Annotated in this window: 15 protein-coding genes and 1 other RNA gene; 3 read left to right on the forward strand and 13 right to left on the reverse strand. The window is 46.1% G+C overall.

Translation table 11 applies throughout. The annotated features are described in order from the left end of the window. Window positions 1–46: 46 nt before the first annotated feature. The 10 genes from dnaX to rpoE form a co-directional block, all read right to left on the reverse strand. Entirely contained in the window at window positions 47–1,816 is a 1,770-nt protein-coding gene (gene dnaX / locus MHH63_RS23505; RefSeq protein WP_076187199.1) for a DNA polymerase III subunit gamma/tau, read from the reverse strand. A 137-nt stretch (window positions 1,817–1,953) separates the two neighbouring features. Continuing rightward, an RNA gene (gene ffs, locus MHH63_RS23510) (signal recognition particle sRNA large type) lies at window positions 1,954–2,222 on the reverse strand. A gap of 117 nt (window positions 2,223–2,339) precedes the next feature. Further along, the gene (rpmE, locus tag MHH63_RS23515) at window positions 2,340–2,537 is read right to left on the reverse strand and encodes a 50S ribosomal protein L31 (protein WP_036679927.1); all 198 of its coding nucleotides are present in this window, start codon (window positions 2,535–2,537) and stop codon (window positions 2,340–2,342) included. A 121-nt stretch (window positions 2,538–2,658) separates the two neighbouring features. Next, the gene (locus MHH63_RS23520) at window positions 2,659–3,936 is read right to left on the reverse strand and encodes a radical SAM protein (RefSeq protein ID WP_038568079.1); all 1,278 of its coding nucleotides are present in this window, start codon (window positions 3,934–3,936) and stop codon (window positions 2,659–2,661) included. Window positions 3,937–3,961: 25 nt separating this feature from the next. Then, on the reverse strand, window positions 3,962–5,314 hold the full coding sequence (gene rho, locus MHH63_RS23525) for a transcription termination factor Rho (RefSeq protein ID WP_036679930.1): 1,353 nt from the start codon (window positions 5,312–5,314) through the stop codon (window positions 3,962–3,964). 164 nt (window positions 5,315–5,478) lie between these two features. Then, a complete protein-coding gene (locus MHH63_RS23530; RefSeq protein ID WP_036679932.1) occupies window positions 5,479–6,732 on the reverse strand; it encodes a UDP-N-acetylglucosamine 1-carboxyvinyltransferase in 1,254 nt (417 codons plus the stop codon). A gap of 188 nt (window positions 6,733–6,920) precedes the next feature. After that, entirely contained in the window at window positions 6,921–7,775 is an 855-nt protein-coding gene (gene fba, locus MHH63_RS23535) for a class II fructose-1,6-bisphosphate aldolase (RefSeq protein ID WP_036679934.1), read from the reverse strand. Window positions 7,776–7,982: 207 nt separating this feature from the next. Beyond that, window positions 7,983–8,369, reverse strand: coding sequence for a response regulator (locus MHH63_RS23540; RefSeq protein ID WP_036679935.1), 387 nt, complete (start codon window positions 8,367–8,369; stop codon window positions 7,983–7,985). A gap of 270 nt (window positions 8,370–8,639) precedes the next feature. After that, window positions 8,640–10,247: a CTP synthase gene (locus MHH63_RS23545; protein ID WP_076130377.1), complete on the reverse strand. Its 1,608-nt coding sequence runs from the start codon at window positions 10,245–10,247 to the stop codon at window positions 8,640–8,642. Between the two features lie 325 nt (window positions 10,248–10,572). Further along, the gene (gene rpoE, locus MHH63_RS23550; protein ID WP_036679939.1) at window positions 10,573–11,121 is read right to left on the reverse strand and encodes a DNA-directed RNA polymerase subunit delta; all 549 of its coding nucleotides are present in this window, start codon (window positions 11,119–11,121) and stop codon (window positions 10,573–10,575) included. Between the two features lie 460 nt (window positions 11,122–11,581). Here rpoE and MHH63_RS23555 point away from each other — a divergent pair, with 460 nt between their 5' ends. After that, window positions 11,582–12,748, forward strand: coding sequence for a S8 family peptidase (locus MHH63_RS23555; RefSeq protein ID WP_036679942.1), 1,167 nt, complete (start codon window positions 11,582–11,584; stop codon window positions 12,746–12,748). A 128-nt stretch (window positions 12,749–12,876) separates the two neighbouring features. On the opposite strand, the gene argS is transcribed toward MHH63_RS23555, so the two are convergent. From argS to MHH63_RS23570, 3 genes are all read right to left on the reverse strand, one after another. Further along, window positions 12,877–14,562, reverse strand: coding sequence for an arginine--tRNA ligase (argS, locus tag MHH63_RS23560; protein WP_341172159.1), 1,686 nt, complete (start codon window positions 14,560–14,562; stop codon window positions 12,877–12,879). Further along, complete coding sequence (locus MHH63_RS23565) at window positions 14,559–15,002, reverse strand: DUF1934 domain-containing protein (RefSeq protein ID WP_076218776.1); 444 nt, start codon at window positions 15,000–15,002, stop codon at window positions 14,559–14,561. The genes argS and MHH63_RS23565 overlap by 4 nt, the downstream gene beginning before the upstream one ends. A 625-nt stretch (window positions 15,003–15,627) precedes the next feature. Further along, window positions 15,628–16,806: a hypothetical protein gene (locus MHH63_RS23570; RefSeq protein ID WP_341143718.1), complete on the reverse strand. Its 1,179-nt coding sequence runs from the start codon at window positions 16,804–16,806 to the stop codon at window positions 15,628–15,630. A gap of 181 nt (window positions 16,807–16,987) precedes the next feature. Here MHH63_RS23570 and MHH63_RS23575 point away from each other — a divergent pair, with 181 nt between their 5' ends. Together MHH63_RS23575 and MHH63_RS23580 are read left to right on the forward strand one after the other, a co-directional pair. Then, entirely contained in the window at window positions 16,988–19,054 is a 2,067-nt protein-coding gene (locus MHH63_RS23575) for a transglycosylase domain-containing protein (RefSeq protein WP_076278004.1), read from the forward strand. Between the two features lie 204 nt (window positions 19,055–19,258). Beyond that, complete coding sequence (locus MHH63_RS23580; RefSeq protein WP_038568063.1) at window positions 19,259–19,732, forward strand: AbrB/MazE/SpoVT family DNA-binding domain-containing protein; 474 nt, start codon at window positions 19,259–19,261, stop codon at window positions 19,730–19,732. Window positions 19,733–19,781 lie beyond the last annotated feature (49 nt).

Raw genomic sequence — 19,781 nt, forward strand, 5'->3', positions numbered from 1 at the left:
CATCGTCTCTCCTTTGGAATGCGCAATTAGCGCTAGTATGTTTATATTACTCTTTTATGACAACAAGGTCTTCTCCAAAAAGCTGGATAGCCTCATCAATCCAAGGTTCAGGTTTAGCTTCTGCAGTATCGTGTTCATGCTCCAATTGCAGTTCTTCTTTGCCAGTCTGTCCCACAGACTTCTGGGCAGCTTCATTCCAGTCACGAAGCATCATGGTTACAAGTCTATAAGGTTTGCCTAGACGCGCTGCAAGCACACTCTCAATAACCTGTCTGTTTGCCGGCTTCTCAGTAGTATCGCGGTGAATCGTGTTCTTGAATGCAACAAGTACCGCATCCTCCATAATCGATACTGGCTCACCGTCTACAAACCATGCATGAACCGTTACCTTTTCCTCTTTTACTCCCTGCAGGACAAGGCTCCACTGTTTATAGATAGCTGCAAAATCGGGACTATCCTTACCAGCAATAAACTTATCTACGTTAGGAGGCATTTTCGAGGCTGAGGAAACCCGCGGTGTTGGAACCGCGTGCGATTTCGGTGCAGGAGCACCATCACGCCCTCCTCCGGAAATACCACCGGATTGCATTGCCTGTTCCAGCTTCTTCTCCAGTGCTGCGATCTGTCTTTTGAGAAGATCCAGTTCACCAGAGTCAACGCTCGAATTATTCGTGCTTACTCCGGCATTTGTTTCACCTAACGGAGCAAATGCGGCGCTCTGACTTACCTCTTGCTGCAAGCTGCAAAGCTTCATCAGCGCCACTTCAAACAGTGTCTGAGGATGTGTTGCGTATTTCATTTCACCTAGGTATTTATTGATTGTATCTACAATCTGAAATAGACGCTCCCGAGAAAATGCGGTGGCCATATCTTTAAATTCAGCAGGATTCAGCACCCGCTCTGTTAATTGATCGGCCTCGGGTACCATCTTAATCATCAATAAATCACGGAAATAATACATGAGATTCTCTAGGCATTTATCTGCACTTTTACCTTCATGCATAAGCTGCTCAACGAGCTCCAGAAGAAGACCCATATCACCTTCTAATATGGCAGTGGCAAGACGTGCAAATTGCTCGGAGGGAATTCCTCCTGTCATTCCTAACACTTGCTCGTACGTAACATTACCATCTGTAAAGGATGAAATCTGATCCAGCAAGCTCAATGCATCACGCATACCACCATCAGATAGACGGGCAATATACTGCAATGCGTTGTTATCCGCTGTAATCCCTTCCTTCTCACAAATAGCAGTCAGATGGGCGGTCTGTTCTTCTAACGCCACTCTACGGAAGTCAAAACGCTGACAACGGGAAATTATTGTCGCCGGCAATTTGTGAGGTTCCGTTGTCGCAAGAATAAACATCGCATGTGACGGCGGTTCCTCCAAAGTCTTTAATAGAGCATTAAAAGCTTCTGTCGTCAGCATATGCACTTCATCAATGATATACACTTTACGGCGCACCTCGGTAGGTGCATACTTCACCTTCTCACGCAGATCACGAATCTCCTCTACGCCCCGGTTTGATGCCGCATCTATTTCCTGCACATCCATTACATTACCCGCAGCGATTCGCAGGCAGGATGGACATTCGTTACAAGGTTCCGGACCTGGCCCACGTTCACAGTTAACCGCTTTAGCTAAGACTTTAGCAGCACTTGTCTTACCAGTTCCCCGCGGACCGCTGAACAGATAGGCATGCGAAACCCGCTGTTCACGAATTGCGTTCTGCAGCGTTTGGATAATGTGCTGTTGTCCAACCATGTCTTGAAACGACTGCGGCCGCCAAGCACGGTACAGCGCGATATGTTCCACTATGCATTACCCTCTCTTAAGCTGCCGCTTTCCCGGCATTTGTCGCAAATTTATTATACTATATTCATCGGCTATTGACCAAAAACAAAAAGCATCTTTGCTTGTGGCAAAGATGCTATGATAAACAGAATTATAAACCGTGCACCTGTTATTGATGGCTACGATCCAAGCGGCAACCCTACATGACTGCTCGAGTTAGGCCACCCTCCGGCACAAGAGTAATCTTACTTATGGCTGCTTCCTTCCGGACCTGACCAGGTTCATAAGCACTCATTGCGGAGGACCCAACTGTCAACACAGCCCGTAGGAACCAAGGCCTCACATCGATAGCACCTCTAACAGGAATTCAACCTCGCTACAGCGGATTGCGAGTTACAGGGCACCGCTACCTCCCCGTCTAGCACGGCGAAGATAAGTATAGCTCACGCTCGGACAAAAATCAACTCCAAGACATAAAATGAGCCCCTCAGCTATACAACTGGGGGCTCAATCTAACCGTTAAGCCGCAAAGCGACTGTTCAAATTAGATACCATATTTCTTCTTAAATTTATCAACGCGACCGCCGGCATCCAAGAACTTCTGCTTGCCAGTGAAGAACGGATGGCAGTTGGAGCAAATTTCGACACGAAGCTCTTGTTTAACAGAGCCAGCTTCGAAAGTGTTGCCACATGCGCAGGTTACCTTAGTTACATTATACTTTGGTTGAATTGCTTCTTGCATTTTGAATTTCACCTCTCATGCCCTAAGCCTCATGCGGACCCAGAGTTATATGATTACACTGTGGTATTTTAGCACGAAATATCAAATTGGGCAATATGTTTCATTTTTACATTTTAGCTGCTTAAATATTGATTCCCCGCCGCTTAGCCCGCGCCATATCTGCTGGTGGCACATGTGTATAAGAGCCTATAACTACATCCGGCAGTTCATCGCGGAAAATATCAAGCATCGTCTTCATCCCAAGGATTTCACCCTGGGCAGGAGGAATCAACTCTAAATAACTCTCCGGGTCAATGTTTAGATTGCGCATCTGAATAAGCTTAAGATCAGTACGTCTTACAAACTCCAGCATCGCTTCAATCTCTTCTTCGCGATCAGTCACTCCAGGGAAGATCAGATAATTGATCGATGTGTAAACCCCCTGCGAAGCAGCGTATTTCAAAGATTTTTCTACATTGGCCAATGTATAACCGCGTGGTTTGTAATAAGCATTATAATGGTCATCAAGGGCACTGATTGTGCTGACACGCATCAAATCGAGCCCAGCATCAACGATTCCTCGCATATGATCGCTTAATCCCGCATTGGTGTTGATATTGATATAGCCCATATCAGTAATCGAGCGCACTTCACGAATAGCTTCTATAATAAGTTTTGCCTGCGTGGAAGGTTCCCCTTCACAGCCTTGTCCAAAGCTGATAATCGATTCAGGCGTCTTTAAATGCTCCAACATAACTTGTGAAATTTCGTTGACCGTAGGCCGGAAATTCATCCGAGTCTGCGGAGATACAAAGCCGCTATCATCAGGTTGCTCAGAAATACAACCAAAACATCCAGCATTACATGAATAAGAGACGGGTACACCGCCCTCCCAACGCCCTAAAAAGGTATTGGAGGAAGTCAGGCATTCATAGCCAAGCGCACAGTTAGAAAGATGCTCATAGAGGCGGTTATCAGGATATTTGGCTGTCATCTCACCAACACTGACTTCAAGATCTTCTTTGTCACAATTAAGTGGATTCCATTTCTCTGGATTATCGGTAGGGTCTGCCGCAACATAGAACCCGCCATCCTTCCACACTACAGCCGAATACCCAAACAGAGGAAGCTTATAAGACTTATCTGTCTTCACATAACCAGGAAGACATAGACGAGTGTAGCCTTGCGGCAGCAGCGCTCCGACAGCCTGCGAACCTTCCGGCAAAGACATCATTTCACCCGTCTCAGGATTCATACCCACAGCACGTGTACTAGGCAAGCCCACGAGCGTAGCACCTTCTGGTAATGGAATTAATTCTTCCTCCAGCATTTCAACAATCATATCCCCACTACGGGCTAGCCCGTACAGTTCGGGATGATCATATACGTTTCCTTGCCCGTCGGCATATACCAAATACATGTTAGTCTCCTCTTATTATCAATTCTCAAGTTGTAGGTACTGAAGGTGTCTTCGCCCGTGTGGTACGACGAGCAGCTGTACCGCTGTTGGAGGTGCCTCCGTTACTTGCAGTCCCGTTTGGTGTTGTTTTTGCCCCAGCAACGTCAAAGGATGCCAAGAACTCAGCATTAGTCTTCGTATCACGCAGCTTTTTGATGAATCCCTCCACAAAATCGTAGGACTCGTTCATATTTTTGCGAATCGCCCAAATCGTATCCAGTTCTTCTTTGCTCAAGAGCACTTCTTCGCGACGTGTACCTGAACGACGAATATCGATAGCTGGGAATATCCGGCGTTCCGCCAATTTGCGGTCCAAATGAAGCTCCATATTACCGGTACCCTTAAATTCTTCATATATAATATCATCCATACGCGAGCCAGTATCTATTAATGCTGTTGCCAAAATAGTTAATGATCCGCCTTCTTCCACATTCCGTGCAGAACCAAAAAACCGCTTCGGCCGGTGAAAAGCCGCCGGGTCAATCCCCCCGCTAAGTGTACGTCCAGATGGTGGAACCACCAGATTATAAGCACGCGCCAGACGCGTAATGCTATCCAAAAGAATAACTACATCCTTCTTGTGCTCAACTAAACGAAGTGCCCTTTGCAACACAAGCTCAGCCACTTTAATATGATTCTCTGGAAGCTCATCAAACGTCGATGCAACCACTTCGCCTTTTACAGATCGCTGCATATCGGTTACTTCTTCAGGACGTTCATCAATCAGCAATACAAAGAGCTCAATCTCAGGATTATTAGTGGAAATACTATTGGCAATTTCTTTTAAGAGGAGCGTTTTTCCTGCTTTTGGAGGTGCTACAATCAAACCCCGCTGCCCCAAACCTACAGGAGCGAGCAAATCCATTATTCGGGTAGACAAATGAGTAGGGGATGTTTCAAGCGGTAGCTTGTCTTGCGGATAAAGTGGTGTTAATGCTGGAAAATGAAGACGCTCCGCTGCACTAGCAGGGTTCTCGCCATTAACTGCATTGACTTGAAGCAGGCCAAAATATCGTTCATTTTCTTTTGGTGTCCGACATTTACCAGACACAAGATCTCCGCTTCTGAGATCAAACTTACGAATTTGTGAAGCTGAGATGTAAATATCTTCAGCACTGGGCAAATAGTTAATCGGCCTAAGAAATCCATAGCCCTCAGGCAAAATTTCTAGTACGCCTTCCATAAACATGAGACCGCTCTGCTCTGCCTGTGCCCGAAGGATCGCAAAGATCAGTTCCCGTTTCTTCAGCTGTCCGTAATAAGGAATCTGGTATTTCTTGGCCAGCTTATATAACTCGGTCAGCTTCATTTCTTCCAGATCGGAAATTTGAAGATCCATGTAATAACCACCTATTCAATTTTTAAATGAGTTCTTCCTAGTCTATCTACTAGGCAAAAATATGATTCTATTAAAATGCTCATTAGGTTAGTATTACCCCAAATGGAAGGAAATATGCGGTTTGGCCGCAAATTAATACTCCTTCCAAGCGGGATATCCTAATATTATTCATTCTCACGCCAAACATGAGCACCAAGTTGCCGAAGGTTGCTCACTAAATTATCATAACCACGATCAATATACTCTACGCCGGTCACTTCAGTAATACCATCTTCTACTGTTAACCCGGCAATGACAAGGGCTGCACCCGCACGCAGATCAGCTGCCTTTACTTTAGCAGCATTAAGTTTACTGCCCTCAATAATTGCAGATCGGCCTTCAACACGAATCTTTGCGCCCATTCTTACCAACTCTGGCACATGCTTGAAGCGGTTGCTGTAGACGAAATCGCTAAGCACACTAACCCCTTCTGCCTGTGTCAGCATACTTGTCATAGGAGATTGTAAATCTGTAGGAAATCCAGGATAGGTCAGTGCTTTAACATCTGCATGTTCATAATTAGCTCTACCTATAACTCGGATACTTTCATCAAGCTCTTCAATATCCACGCCCATCTCTAAAAGCTTGGCTGTTAAGGCTTCCAAGTGCTTAGGAATAACATTATCTATCAACACATTACCGCGCGTAGCCGCAGCGGCAATCATATAAGTTCCTGCTTGAATCCGATCGGGAATAATGGAATGACGGCAACCGTGCATTTCCGAGACCCCTTCGATCCGGATGGTTTCTGTACCAGCGCCTTTAATAACAGCGCCCATAGAGTTCAATAGGGTAGCTACATCTATAATCTCAGGCTCTTTAGCCGCATTTTCAATAATTGTAGAGCCTTTGGCTCGTGAAGCCGCCAGCATGATGTTTATAGTGGCACCTACGCTTGATACGTCCAGATAAATCTTCGCACCGCGTAGCTCTTTTGCATATAAGTGGATAGAACCATGTTCGTTGGTAACTGTTGCTCCCAAAGCCTCGAATCCCTTGATATGTTGATCAATTGGACGAGGTTCAAAATTACAGCCACCAGGAAGACCTATTGTCGCTTCTTTGAATCTTCCAAGCAGAGCTCCCATCATATAATACGAAGCTCTAAGTTTCTTAACCGGCCCATTGGGCATTGGAATAGATACAATACGTGAAGGGTCAATTCTCATCTGATTGCCTGACCAGGATACATTAGCGCCAAGCTCTTGCAAGATTTCGGAGTAAACGGCTACATCACTAAGGGACGGTAAATTATCCAGAACAACTTCAGATTCGGCCAAAATTGCCGCAGGAATAAGCGCGATGGCACTATTCTTTGCTCCACTGATGGTTACAACGCCCTCTAGCGGACGTCCACCGCCAATCATTAATTTTTCCATAGATTTATCAATTTCCCCCTACGTGTATTGCAGCTGGGTGGGCAATACGTGCTGTGGACTTTTAGTGATGAAAATGGAAAGACACCGGCTAAGCGGTGTGCTTTCCTCATCAAACTATTCAACTGGACAGAGTAATAGCCCTATCCTTTAACAAATTGCTTGTCCACCTGAGGCGGAAGCTACAATGATTAGGCTTTGTTGTTGGATCCAAATTCGCGAATTTTACCAATAACGGTTTCTTTGATTGCATCACGGCCTGGTGCGATGAATGTACGTGGATCGTAAGCATCAGGTTTAGCAGCTAGAACTTCGCGAACCACTTTTGCGAACACGATTTGGTTCTCAGTGTTCACGTTGATTTTGGAAGTACCCAGGGAGATGGCTTTCTTGATGTCATGTTCAGGAATACCTGTACCACCATGAAGAACCATTGGGATGTTAGTAGCGTCACGGATTTCTTCCATTTCTTTGAATCCGAGGTTAGGCTCGCCATGGTAAGGTCCATGAACGGAACCAAGTGCAGGAGCCAGGGTGTCGATACCTGTTTCTTTCACAATACGTACGCACTCATCAAGCTTAGCATACATGATGCCGCCGATAACGTCGTCTTCTTGTCCACCAACAGTACCTACTTCAGCTTCTACAGAAACGCCTTTAGCGTGAGCATATTCAACGACTTTTTTAGTCATATCGATGTTCTCATCGATTGGGTGATGGGAACCGTCGATCATTACGGATGTAAATCCAGCATCAATTGCTGCTTTACATTTATCAAAGCTAGATCCATGGTCAAGGTGGATAGCTACAGGAACAGTGATATTCATGTCAATAATTAGACCTTCAACCATTTTAACAACAGTAGTGAAGCCGCCCATGTGGCGTGCTGCGCCTTCAGATACACCAAGGATTACTGGTGATTTTTCTTGTTCAGCGGCACCAAGAATAGCTTGAGTCCACTCCAAGTTGTTAATGTTGTACTGACCTACTGCATATTTTCCTTCAAGTGCTTTGTTCAACATGTCTGTCATAGATACTAATGGCATGGTTTCATCCTCCTAAGAATGTTGGTTGGCTATGTTTTTAAACCGACATCACATACAGGCTTATTATAGCACATCCTGTGTCAAATACTAAATAGGGTAAACAAAAAAATGTCCCGGTGGGACGATTTTTATCCAGCCCATATAACAATTACACTCATCCTCTTCGGAGTCACCACGCGAAATAGGACCGATACAGAAATCACCGTTCTAACTGCATTGATCCACAGACTTGTTATGAAGATGCATGTTTACCGCTACGCGCATTTCGTCTATGTCGAACGGCTTTGTAAAATGCATTAACGCCCCTAGCTTGGTCGCCTCCTTAATCATGTCCAGTTCACCATATGCCGTCATCATAATGACCTTAATGGACGGATTGATCTCCTTTAGATGCTTCAGAATCTCGAGTCCATCCATTCCCGGTATTTTCATATCGAGTAAGACCAAATCGGGTGACTCGCTGCGAACAATGTCTAATGCCAATTTTCCGTTAGCCGCTTGAAATGTTGTATATCCCTCACTATTGAACACTTCCATAAGAAGAATCCGGATCCCATTCTGATCATCGACAATTAATACTTTCTTCTTTTCCATACGATACCCTCCCAGAAATTAAGGCAGATTGACTATACCGCGCTCTCCACAGCGACCGGCCCCTTTAGAAACTACTCCATACGAAACCTATTATTCGTGCTTTACTGTCCAAATCCTGCTAATTGGATAAAATGGGTAAATAAAGAGTCTAAAATGAAATAAATGTCAGTTACAATATTTCTATTAAAGGGTAATACAAAAAGAGAGCCTTCGGATGAAGGCTCTCTTCGACTATTTAAGAACCGAGGGTTCTTTCTGTCTGTGTATAAATTATTGCTGCTCGGAATGCGTCAAAGAGGCTTTGACAAATTCACGGAATAGCGGTTGCGGGCGGTTCGGACGTGAAGTGAATTCCGGGTGGAATTGAACCGAGAGGAACCACGGATGCTCTGGAAGCTCTACGATCTCAACTAGACGGCCATCCGGAGAAGTTCCGGAGATAACCAGTCCTGCTTTTTCAATTTCGTCACGGTAAGCATTGTTGAACTCATACCGGTGACGGTGACGCTCATATACCAGTTCATCATCATAGCAAGACATTGCCAGAGAGTCCGGAATAATCTTACAAGGATACAACCCAAGACGCATAGTGCCGCCCATATCTTCAATATCTTTTTGCTCAGGAAGCAAATCAATCAATGGATATTGTGTATTTGGATCGATTTCGGAGCTGTTTGCACCTTGTAGTCCAAGAACAGAACGGCCATATTCAATTACAGAAACCTGCATTCCAAGGCAAATGCCAAAGAAAGGTATCAATTGCTCACGGGCATAACGAATAGCGGAGATTTTACCTTCGATTCCCCGATCACCGAAACCACCAGGAACAAGAATACCGCCAATACCACGCAGCATTTCGTCCACGTTCTCATCCGTAATTTCCTCTGCATTCACCCAGCGGATCTTAACCTCTGCATTCGCAGCAAAACCTGCGTGTGAAAGTGATTCAACAACGCTCAAATAAGCGTCATGCAGTGCTACGTACTTACCTACAATTGCGATTTCTACTGTCTTCTCTAATTTCTGAATCCGGCTAAGCATACTTTCCCATTCGCGCATATCTGGCGCAGGTGTTGTAAGCTTCAAATGATTAACAACAATCTCGTCCAATCCTTCATCACGAAGGTTCAATGGAACTTCATATAACGTCGAAGCATCGCGGCATTCCACAACAGCATTAGCATCAATATCGCAAAAGAGTGCGATTTTGGCTTTCATATCTGCGGAAAGCTCATATTCCGTACGGCATACGATGACATTCGGTTGAATACCGATACTGCGCAGCTCTTTAACGCTATGCTGTGTCGGCTTCGTCTTCACTTCTCCAGCAGCCTTGATATAAGGAATCAAGGTTACGTGGATATACATCACATTTTCCCGGCCAATATCACTCTTGATTTGACGAATCGCTTCCAGGAACGGAAGACTTTCAATATCCCCTACAGTACCGCCGATCTCTGTGATAACAACATCAGAGTTGGTCTCGCGGCCCGCGCGGAACACGCGTTCTTTGATCTCATTCGTAATATGCGGGATAACTTGTACAGTTCCACCCAAGTACTCTCCACGACGTTCCTTGCTGATTACGGATGAATAGATCTTACCTGTCGTCACATTGCTGTTCTTCGACAGATTGATATCAATAAACCGTTCATAGTGCCCAAGGTCAAGGTCAGTCTCTGCACCGTCATCCGTTACGAAGACTTCTCCGTGCTGGTAAGGGCTCATTGTTCCAGGGTCTACGTTAAGATACGGATCAAATTTCTGAATCGTTACCTTTAGACCTCTGTTCTTGAGCAGCCTGCCCAGCGAAGCGGCGGTAATGCCTTTACCCAGGGAAGACACAACGCCACCCGTTACAAAAATATACTTTGTCACTGTAAAACCCTCCTAAATAAAGTCCAAACATAAAAGCGGCACATGGTGTTTATCGTAACCCGTTTTACTATCATCAAAACAGGGGAAATCAAAAGTTTAATTCACCGGGGAAAACATAAACCGTCATCCCTCAAATTCCATTAATCTACAGCTACTTTGCATCTAAAAAAACAAAAAAGTGACACCCGTAGAACCGGGGCACTTTTTATTTTAGAAAACACGTTTATTAACTTACATGATAAGCCCATGCAATAGTTTACTCTGACGATCCCCCACTGTCAAGGGAGGAATTATGCCACAGACAAGACTCTTCTGATTATTGATCTTACTTGTCATCCTCGGAATCTTCATCGTCGCCATCTTCTGCATCGTCTTCGTCCGTATCGTCTTCGTCTATGTCATCTTCATCGATCACGACATCTTCGTCGACTTCTTCTTCGCTGTCGTCGTCAGAATAGAGGTCGTCGCGATCTTCATCGATAGCGTCGAAATCCTCTTCTTCAGCTGTGTAGTTTTCTTCTTCATCAGCAAAATCGTCATCTTCCAAATCATCGTCTTCATCGTTGATGATGCGCACCCGTTTAGTGTTACCAACCGGATCATCGGAGCGCTCAAGAGGATACCAGCGTTTCAGTCCCCAAAGGTTGGTTCCGACACAGGCAAAACGCCCGTCAATGTTAATCTCGGTATATAACTGGGCAATAGTATCTTGGCTTTCTTGATCGGTCATGCCGCGTAACTTGGCTACCTCGACCATCAGATCACGGTAATAATACGGTGTATTGGCTGCTTTAAGCACCAGAAAGGCAAGATCCACCATTGGCATTTCTTTAACTTTCTCAGGGTCTAGCTTTAAATTGAGTGGCGTACTCACTAAAGGACACTTCCTCTCACGCATTGTTCACATTACGGTTTATTTCAATAATATCCATTAACAAAACTAAGTAAAACCTATTTAACAACAAAATGCAAGTCAAATGCAAGAACCGCCCAACAGAAAAAGCCTCCTGCTTATTATCCATACAGGAAACCTGTCTTCATCAAGAAGAGTTGATATGTAATTGTAGCAAGGTTCGCCGCACCCAAAGTTTTTAGAAATGGGATTTAAAAAGGCGGAGGAAGACCTCCGCGCATGACTGTATCCACGCCAAGGATCGGCTCCTTACGGGATGTTACAAAGAGAGTTTTAATCTCTTCTGTTTATTTTATGTAAAGCGCCGTCTTTTGACACGCTGGGCAGCCCATTTCCTTAAAAAAGGGCAAGTTCCCATTCGGACCCCTCCCTCCGCTCATACAATATGGCAGCAGGGCACCGAGGAGGGACAGCGAAACCTATGGACTATTACAAATTTTGGAACATGCTTCTTGAAGAAATATCGGTTGCCCCCAAAAATGGTGAGCGGCGTATTCTTACCTTCAACGATCCCCGCCAGTATGCCGGAGCTTTCTCCCAATGGAAGGCTCTAAAAGCAAAGCAGCCCGAGCTGCGGCAAGTACAGGTATCTCCGCTGATTCGGGCCTTCTTCGTGCCCGCTGCCGCCGGAAAGCTGATGAACCGATTTGCAGACCTTCTAAATGTCGAAGACGATCTGCAAATCCAAATCCATTCCATAGCTAACGAAAAAAGCGGAATCGCAGCGCTCCCATGGGGGGTGAAAGCGATTCATGCTCCTCAGGCATGGTCTAAATCAACCGGAGTTCACGTCAAAATCGGCGTCATTGACACCGGCGCGGATTACCGTCATCCCGATCTGAAGCATTCATTAGCCACTGGAGTCAACCTACTACACCGCGGAATGCTGCCGCTGGATGATAATGGGCACGGAACTCATATCGCCGGAACCTTAGCGGCAGCAGGGGGGAATCGCGGAATGATGGGAGTGGCGCCGCGAGCGCTGCTATATCCAGTCAAGGCTTTTGATCATAGTGGATCAGCCTATGTATCCGATATTGTGCTAGGTATTGATTGGTGTGTGCAGAACCGAATCGACGTCATTAATATGAGCTTTGGAATGAAGACTAGAAGCAAGGCGCTCCACAATGTGGTTATAAAAGCGTATCGGGCCGGAATCGCCGTCATTGCCTCCTCTGGGAATGACGGCAAACGTGGCGGGGACTATCCCGCACGTTATCCCGAGACGATAGCCGTGGGCGCCATCGATAAAAGACACCGGGTTGCCGGCTTCAGCAATCGCGGTTCATATATCGATGTATACGCGCCCGGCGAAGGCGTGCCCTCCTGCTGGCTGAAGGAGGGCTACAAAGAAATGAGCGGCACCTCCATGGCGACCTCGCATGTCACGGGAGCCGCCGCACTGCTGCTCGCACTGCGACCGGGCCTCACGCCAAGGGAGCTGAAGCTGCTCTTGCGCCGCACCGCGTCCCCGGTGCGGCTGCGTAAGGGGCAGCGCCGCGCATCCCTAGGCGGCGGCTCTGCCGATGCCCTACGCCTGCTGAGAGCAGGAGTAAGGGCGAAGCGTTCGGTCTCCGCGAACGTGTAGACCCCGCCCGGGCACCGGGTGGGTCACTCTGACGTTAGCGCAGCTGATGCCGGTGCGAAGAACGGCAGCAAAGAAAAATCCGCCCCCCAGGAAACCGGAAGGCGGATTTTTTGTCGTTTGCTGTTGATTTACATGCGATCCGGTGCAGAAACTCCGACAAGACGCAGTACATTGGCAATAGTAGTACGTGTTGCGCCCAGCAGAACAAGACGCGCCACGGTTTGAGCAGCATCCTCAGTAATTACACGTTCAGCTTTGTAATAACTGTGGAACATCGCAGCCAGCTCATATACATAACGAATGAGGCGATGTGGAGCATAACCTTCAGCCGCAACAGCGATTTCTGCCGGGAGCTCACCAATTTTGCGCAGCAGGTCATATTCATGCACTGCTGTCAGCTTGGAGAAGTCAATTTCCGCGTAATCAGGGATAGAAATCCCTTGCTCCTCTGCCTGACGGAAAATACTGCAAATACGCGCATGCGCATATTGAACATAGAATACAGGATTTTCATTAGAAGTAGAGATCGCCAAATCCATATCGAAATCAAGATGAGAATCCATGCTGCGCATGGTGAAGAAATAACGAATCGCATCGATCCCTACTTCCTCCATCAAATCTTCCATCGTAACCGCTTTGCCGGTACGTTTGGACATTTTGACCTTTTCACCATTCTGGAACAGGCTGACCATCTGAGCAATCAGAACCACTAGCTTCTCAGGATCATTGCCAAGGGCTGACATTGCCGCCTTCATCCGCGGAATATAACCATGGTGATCAGCGCCCCAAATGTTAATCATTTTATCGTAACCGCGGCCATACTTATCGCTGTGATAAGCAATATCCGGGGTAAGGTAGGTATATGTGCCATCATTTTTGATCAAGACACGGTCTTTATCATCCCCGTATTTTGTCGTTTGCAGCCAGGTTGCCCCATCTTGCTCATACACTTCTCCACGATCACGGAGCTCGTCCAGCGAGCGCAGTACTTCTCCGTTCTCATACAGCGAGGTTTCACTGAACCAGATATCGAAGTTTACACGGAAAAGACCTAGATCACGTTTAATTTTATCCAACTCTTTATTAAGTCCATAGGTCCGGAAAAAAGCAGCGCGCTCACTAGGGCTCATCTCGAGCAAGGTATCGCCCTTTTCTGCCACAAGCTCCTTCGCAAAACCCTTAATATCCTCACCATGGTAACCATCTTCCGGCATTTCTGCCTCTTGACCCAGCTCCTGCAGGTATCTGGTTTCAATGGATTTACACAGATTAGCCACTTGGTTACCGGCATCATTAATATAATATTCCCGGGTCACCTCGTAACCTGCATAATCAAGCACATTACACAGCGCATCACCGACAGCAGCACCACGGGCATGCCCTAAATGTAGGCTACCCGTTGGATTGGCACTGACGAACTCCATTTCAACCTTCTGACCTTGACCCAGATTAATACGGCCATAGTCATCCCCCTGTTCAGCAACAAGGCTGATGATTGGGTACAAGTAATTCTTAGACAGGGTAAAGTTAATAAAGCCTGGTCCTGCAATCTCCGCTTTCTCAATAGAAGCTCGGCTCGTATCCAAATGCTCAATAATAGCTTCAGCAATCTGGCGTGGATTACGTTTTGCAATTTTGGTCAGCTGCATAGCAGCGTTCGTAGCCAAATCACCATGCGCCTTATCTCTTGGCACTTCAAGTACAATATCCGGAACCTCTTCCGGTGCAACCAGCCCAGCATTTACAATCGCATCGGCGATGGCTTCTTTTACCCGTTCATTTACAAGCTCTAACGGATTCTTACTATGTGTCATAATTTCGGTTCCTCCTGTATATGCAAACTAATAGCGAACTTTCCTGTCAATTCCTCGTAAACGTACAAATCATATTCCCAGGCAACCGTTAAAGAACGCCCTTCGCGCACAACTTCCAGCTTTTTCGTTTCCGTAGAAAGATTGAACTGCGTATATGGCGAGCGGTAGAATCCTGGCAGACGCCGTCCAGCTTCAAAGCTCTGCTCCGACTGAATCCCGCCATGGCGGATTAGCTTCAGTTGATTGCCTGCAATCTTTATCGTTGTACGAACAGAAACTTCCTCTCCGCGAGGACCCTGCTCTAATTCTTCATATTGAATATATAGATGCGGTCCCTTGGATGTTACTTCTCCATTCGCTTCCATAACATTTCGCTGACCATCTTGAAGGCTCACGAGCGTAATAGAGACATCATATTTGTCAGACTGTATTTCAGGCATCACACGTTCCTCCATTCTGCAAGCCTCTGCATTCTGCATAAGAAAAACGTCTAATGGCAAAGCTTAAACATTTTTATATTAATCAAAGGCCTATTTCGCTTTCCCATTGTACACTATAATCCAGTTCAAAGAAGCATTTCAATACAGAATCAAGCATATCTTCATAAGCACATAAAATATTACCATATTGATGATTAAAAGCACACTTTGAACGTCCATTCTCTATGTATATCATTTACTTCGATTATATTTGCACCTACCAAGCACCTATCGGACATAGATGACCTTAAACGCAGTATGATTCCATATTCGGTGTGATAAAGGACCCCTTAGTCGCTATTGGCATAAAAAGCAACCCATTTGAACCTCTTTCTAGGCAATAGTGTTACTGGAGTCCGAAACCCTATCCCAAAGGCCGAAAATTTGCAAATAACGTCAACTGGGTCCGTACCCCTCCGAGGATGAGGGATCTGATAAGGCCACTGATAAGGGTACTATTCAAGCAAGCAACCAAGGATAAAAAATACAGAGCAGCGATTCTCCAAGTATCCGTAGAATCGCTGCTCTGCTGTTTATTTGCGATGTTCACAATACTTCGGACCCTTATATTTTTTATTGAAGAGAATTATTGGGTCATCACTTTTAAAGAAAACCTGCGTTCCCATGAAGCTCCGCCGTCTTTGGTCACATACAAGGAAGAGTAATCAAGCTCACGGATGGCGAGCCAGCCCTCTTTATTACTAGTGAAGGAGATTACCCCGTCATAACCAGCGAGCTCCGGAAGATTAGTCCATTGCTTACCGCCGTTATAAGAGCGTCCAACTGCCACTTTCTCTGCTGCTGGAGAAAATCCCACTAAAAAAGATGTGCTGTTTCCCACAAGCTGCAGGTTCCCGGGTTTGCCAGCGGCTGGCCCTTTATTGAATTCAGCCTTGCCACTGCCTGGTGCAGGTCCGCCGCCGGCAGTTTCCTGAGCGATCACACGATTCCAACTTTTCCCCCTGTTCGCACTTTCATACAGCGAGTAGGAGGTCTGACTCATCCCCGTACCGCCATAGAGCACTACAGCGACCTGATCTCCCTTAGCGGAGATTTGTCCAAACTCGGGCTCGGCAAAAGCCGCCTTCAGTGAAAGGCTCCAAGTTCCCCCTCCATCTGTGGTCTTCATTACCCGATATCCGCTTCCCGGCACGATTACAACCGCCCAGCCGGTATTCCGGTCACTAAAATAAGCGCCTCGTGTATTGGGTGGGGTGGAAATTTTACTCCAGCTCAGCCCCCCGTCTTTGGTGTAAAACGTGGCGGCTCTCTCATAAGCAAAACCTTTCTTACTATCGATAAAATTTATTCTTTCAAAGCTGACGGCATTGTTCGAAAGTCTCTTCCACTCCGAGCCACCGTTAGAGGTACCAATTAAATATTGAGCCTGCCCCTCCTCTACAGAAGCAAGAGCAAAGCCATGTACATTATCGGGAAAATCGAATTGTTTGAAGCTCCATTGGCCTTGATAGATCTCTTGAAAATGGCAACCTCCGTCAGAGGTACCAATCATAAATCCATTACCTGCTGCCCGTCCGGTATTCCCATTCAAAAACTGAACATCAGAAAAGCTAAGCGGTGTGGATACATCGCCTGAATGCTTGTTTTGCAGGGCCTGTAGCAAGCCGTGATCTCCCGTGCCGCAAGTCGCTGGTGCTGGTGCAGCATGTACAGAAGTTACAGGTGCACTCCAGCCTGAAACCATAATAAGCGTCGCCGAGAGGGCGGTTATTGTCGTCTTATGAATCCTTTTCGTCCATTTCATGATGACACCTCCTAATATGTATATACCCTTACTCACAATCCCTACTCTGTTATACCGCCAGAGAGGATACCCTATCTACCTTAAACAATCACAAAATAGAAACAATTTGTTACCCTCCATATCCCTAATGAATATCCTTCCAGATCCTTCCCCATAATATGAAAGAAAGGAGTCTGGTGCCATGACACGCGAATCAACGAATCCACCGAAACGAAAAAGCCGCTTCCGGCGATTATTTCGGCTGCTGGCAGCCTTGATCATATTATTTGTATTAACCACCGGAGCTCTGCTCGGTTATCTATATCAAAAAGATCTTCCACCGATTAGCGATGATGTGCGCTCCAAGCTGTTTGACTCCCGGGGCAATGTTCTTGCCACCTTTACCTCAGACGGCCGCAGCCGTGAACCCGTCAAATTAAGTCAAATTTCTCCCCTGCTCATTGAAGCTACACTAGCAGTCGAGGATCGTAAATTTTATGAGCATTCCGGATTTGATCTGAAAGGGATGGCACGAGCTGTTCTTGTCAATCTGGAAGAGGGGAACCGGTCGCAGGGTGCTAGTACGCTAACTCAACAGCTCGCACGTAACCTCTACCTATCCCATGAAAAAACGTGGACGCGCAAGGCTAAAGAAGCTGTCTATACGATGCAGCTGGAGATGAAATACAGCAAAGATGAAATCCTGAACATGTATTTAAATAATATCTATTATGGCCACGGTGCTTACGGCATTGAAGCAGCCTCACGGATGTATTTTGGTAAATCTGCAGCTGATTTAGACCTGGCAGAGAGTACCATGCTGGCTGGAATTCCAAAGGGACCTACCTATTATTCACCATACAACCACATGGACAATGCTAAAAAGCGCCAGAGAATCATCCTGACCGTCATGGCGAATTTAGGTAATATCACTCAGGAAGAAGCTGGACAAGCTGTCCAAGAGAACTTAAACTTCAAGCCGCAAGGACAAAAGGATACGCTTGTAGCTGCGCCTTATTTCCGGGATTATATCCGCAATTTGGCTATAGAATCGCTCCACATCAGTAATGATGAGCTGGAGCAAGGCGGACTAAATGTCTATACCACCCTTGACCCTGACATGCAGCATGCCGCAGAAAATGCCGTTGACAAAGAGATGGATCAAACTAGTGATCTGGAGACTGCGCTTGTATCCATCGATCCTCGCACCGGTTACATCAAAGCAATGGTCGGCGGAAAAAATTATCGTACCAACCAGTACAATCATGCTTTGGCCACCACACGCCAGCCGGGTTCTTCCTTTAAGCCGATTATGTATTTGGCCGCACTCTCTTCCAAAGAGATGACAGGACTTTCGGTCTTCAATAGTCAGCCAACGATGTTTCATTATGATAACAACCGCAAAACGTATCAGCCCCGAAACTTTGGGGATAAGTATCTGGGTGAAATTAATATGCGGCAAGCTATCGCAGCATCGGACAATATCTATGCTGTTAATACAATTATGAAGATCGGCGCGGATAAAGTGAGCGAAATGGCTGCGAAAATGGGCATTGACAGTCCACTTCAAAGCGTACCTTCGCTGGCACTAGGCACTTCACCGATCAGTCCGCTTGAAATGGCTGCGGCTTTTGCTGTAATTGGAAACAGCGGTCAGAAAATGCCGACCACAGCCATTCTAAAAATAACCGATTCAAATGGCATGGTCCTGTATGAAGCACCTCAACCCAAAGGAGTAACCGTCGTAGAACCTTCAGCTGCCTATGTCCTGACTCGTTTAATGGAGGGGGTATTCGAGACTGGGGGGACGGGCAATCGTGTGGCTTCCATAATCAAACGTCCGGTAGCCGGCAAGACCGGTACTACGGATACAGATGGCTGGATGGTAGGTTTCACCCCGGAGCTATCCACGGCAGTCTGGGTTGGATACGACAAGGGGCGCGACATCGCAACTACCGACGGACGGCGTGCGGCTCCTATTTTCGCCCAATTTACTGAAAAAGCGCTGGAAAATGTCCCTCCAAAAATTTTCCCCATTCCAGATGGAGTGGTCAGCGTATACGTCAATCCACAATCCGGTAAACTTGCTACAGCAGCATGTCCCGACAAAGAACTGGAAACCTTTATTAGTGGAACTGAGCCCACCGAATACTGCGAATTGCATGGAACTGGCGCCGCTCCTGCTGTCGATGACACACAAAGCAAGGTTGATCCTGCGGAAGAGAACCGTTCCCTGTGGAAGAACATCAAACGCTGGTGGTTGAATTAGCCTCTTCATTTATATTGAAGGGGTTTTTCTTTTTTATAAGTTATATATTGTAGTAACAACAGAATTTCCAAATTCAAATATCACTTATCACATAAGGGATGTAACCGTTTTATTTATTATGCTTACCCCATTCTCTTAACTCTCAATTACTGCTATAATAGTTATTAGAAACCAAAATAAATTGATGTAAATGAGGGACATGGGATGAAGGATACAGGCATGATCCGGAGTTTAGACAGTCTTGGGAGAATTGTGGTTCCCGCAGAAATCCGTATGACGCGTAATATCGACATTGGTGATCCTATCGAATTTTTTGTTTTAGACGAAAAAATCATCGTCCTTAGGAAGTACACCTCGACAGAGTGTACATTTTGCAGAAGCCACGACCATGTCACCTACTATAAAGAGCAGTTTATTTGTAGCAGCTGTCTAAAAGAAATTGTCGATCCTGAACGCATGTCTCAATTGCCAGAGTCACGTGAGGATTTTGTTGTTGAGGCACCAGAGCACAACACCAGCATCCGAAAGTCGAAGACAGAGGAAATGTGCCAACGTCTGGAACAAGCTATTGAAGATCATCCCTATGCCAACCAAAAAGAACTTGCAGAAATCCTCGGGATTAGCCAAGCCAGAGTGAGTCAGCTCAAACGCAAGCTTAGCAGTACAAGCAAATCATAAATTAAAAAAGCTTCGACGCTCCTATTTCCGGAGGTCGAAGCTTTTTCTA

The organism is Paenibacillus sp. FSL H3-0310 (assembly GCF_038002785.1).
Lineage (GTDB): Bacteria > Bacillota > Bacilli > Paenibacillales > Paenibacillaceae > Paenibacillus_AQ > Paenibacillus_AQ odorifer.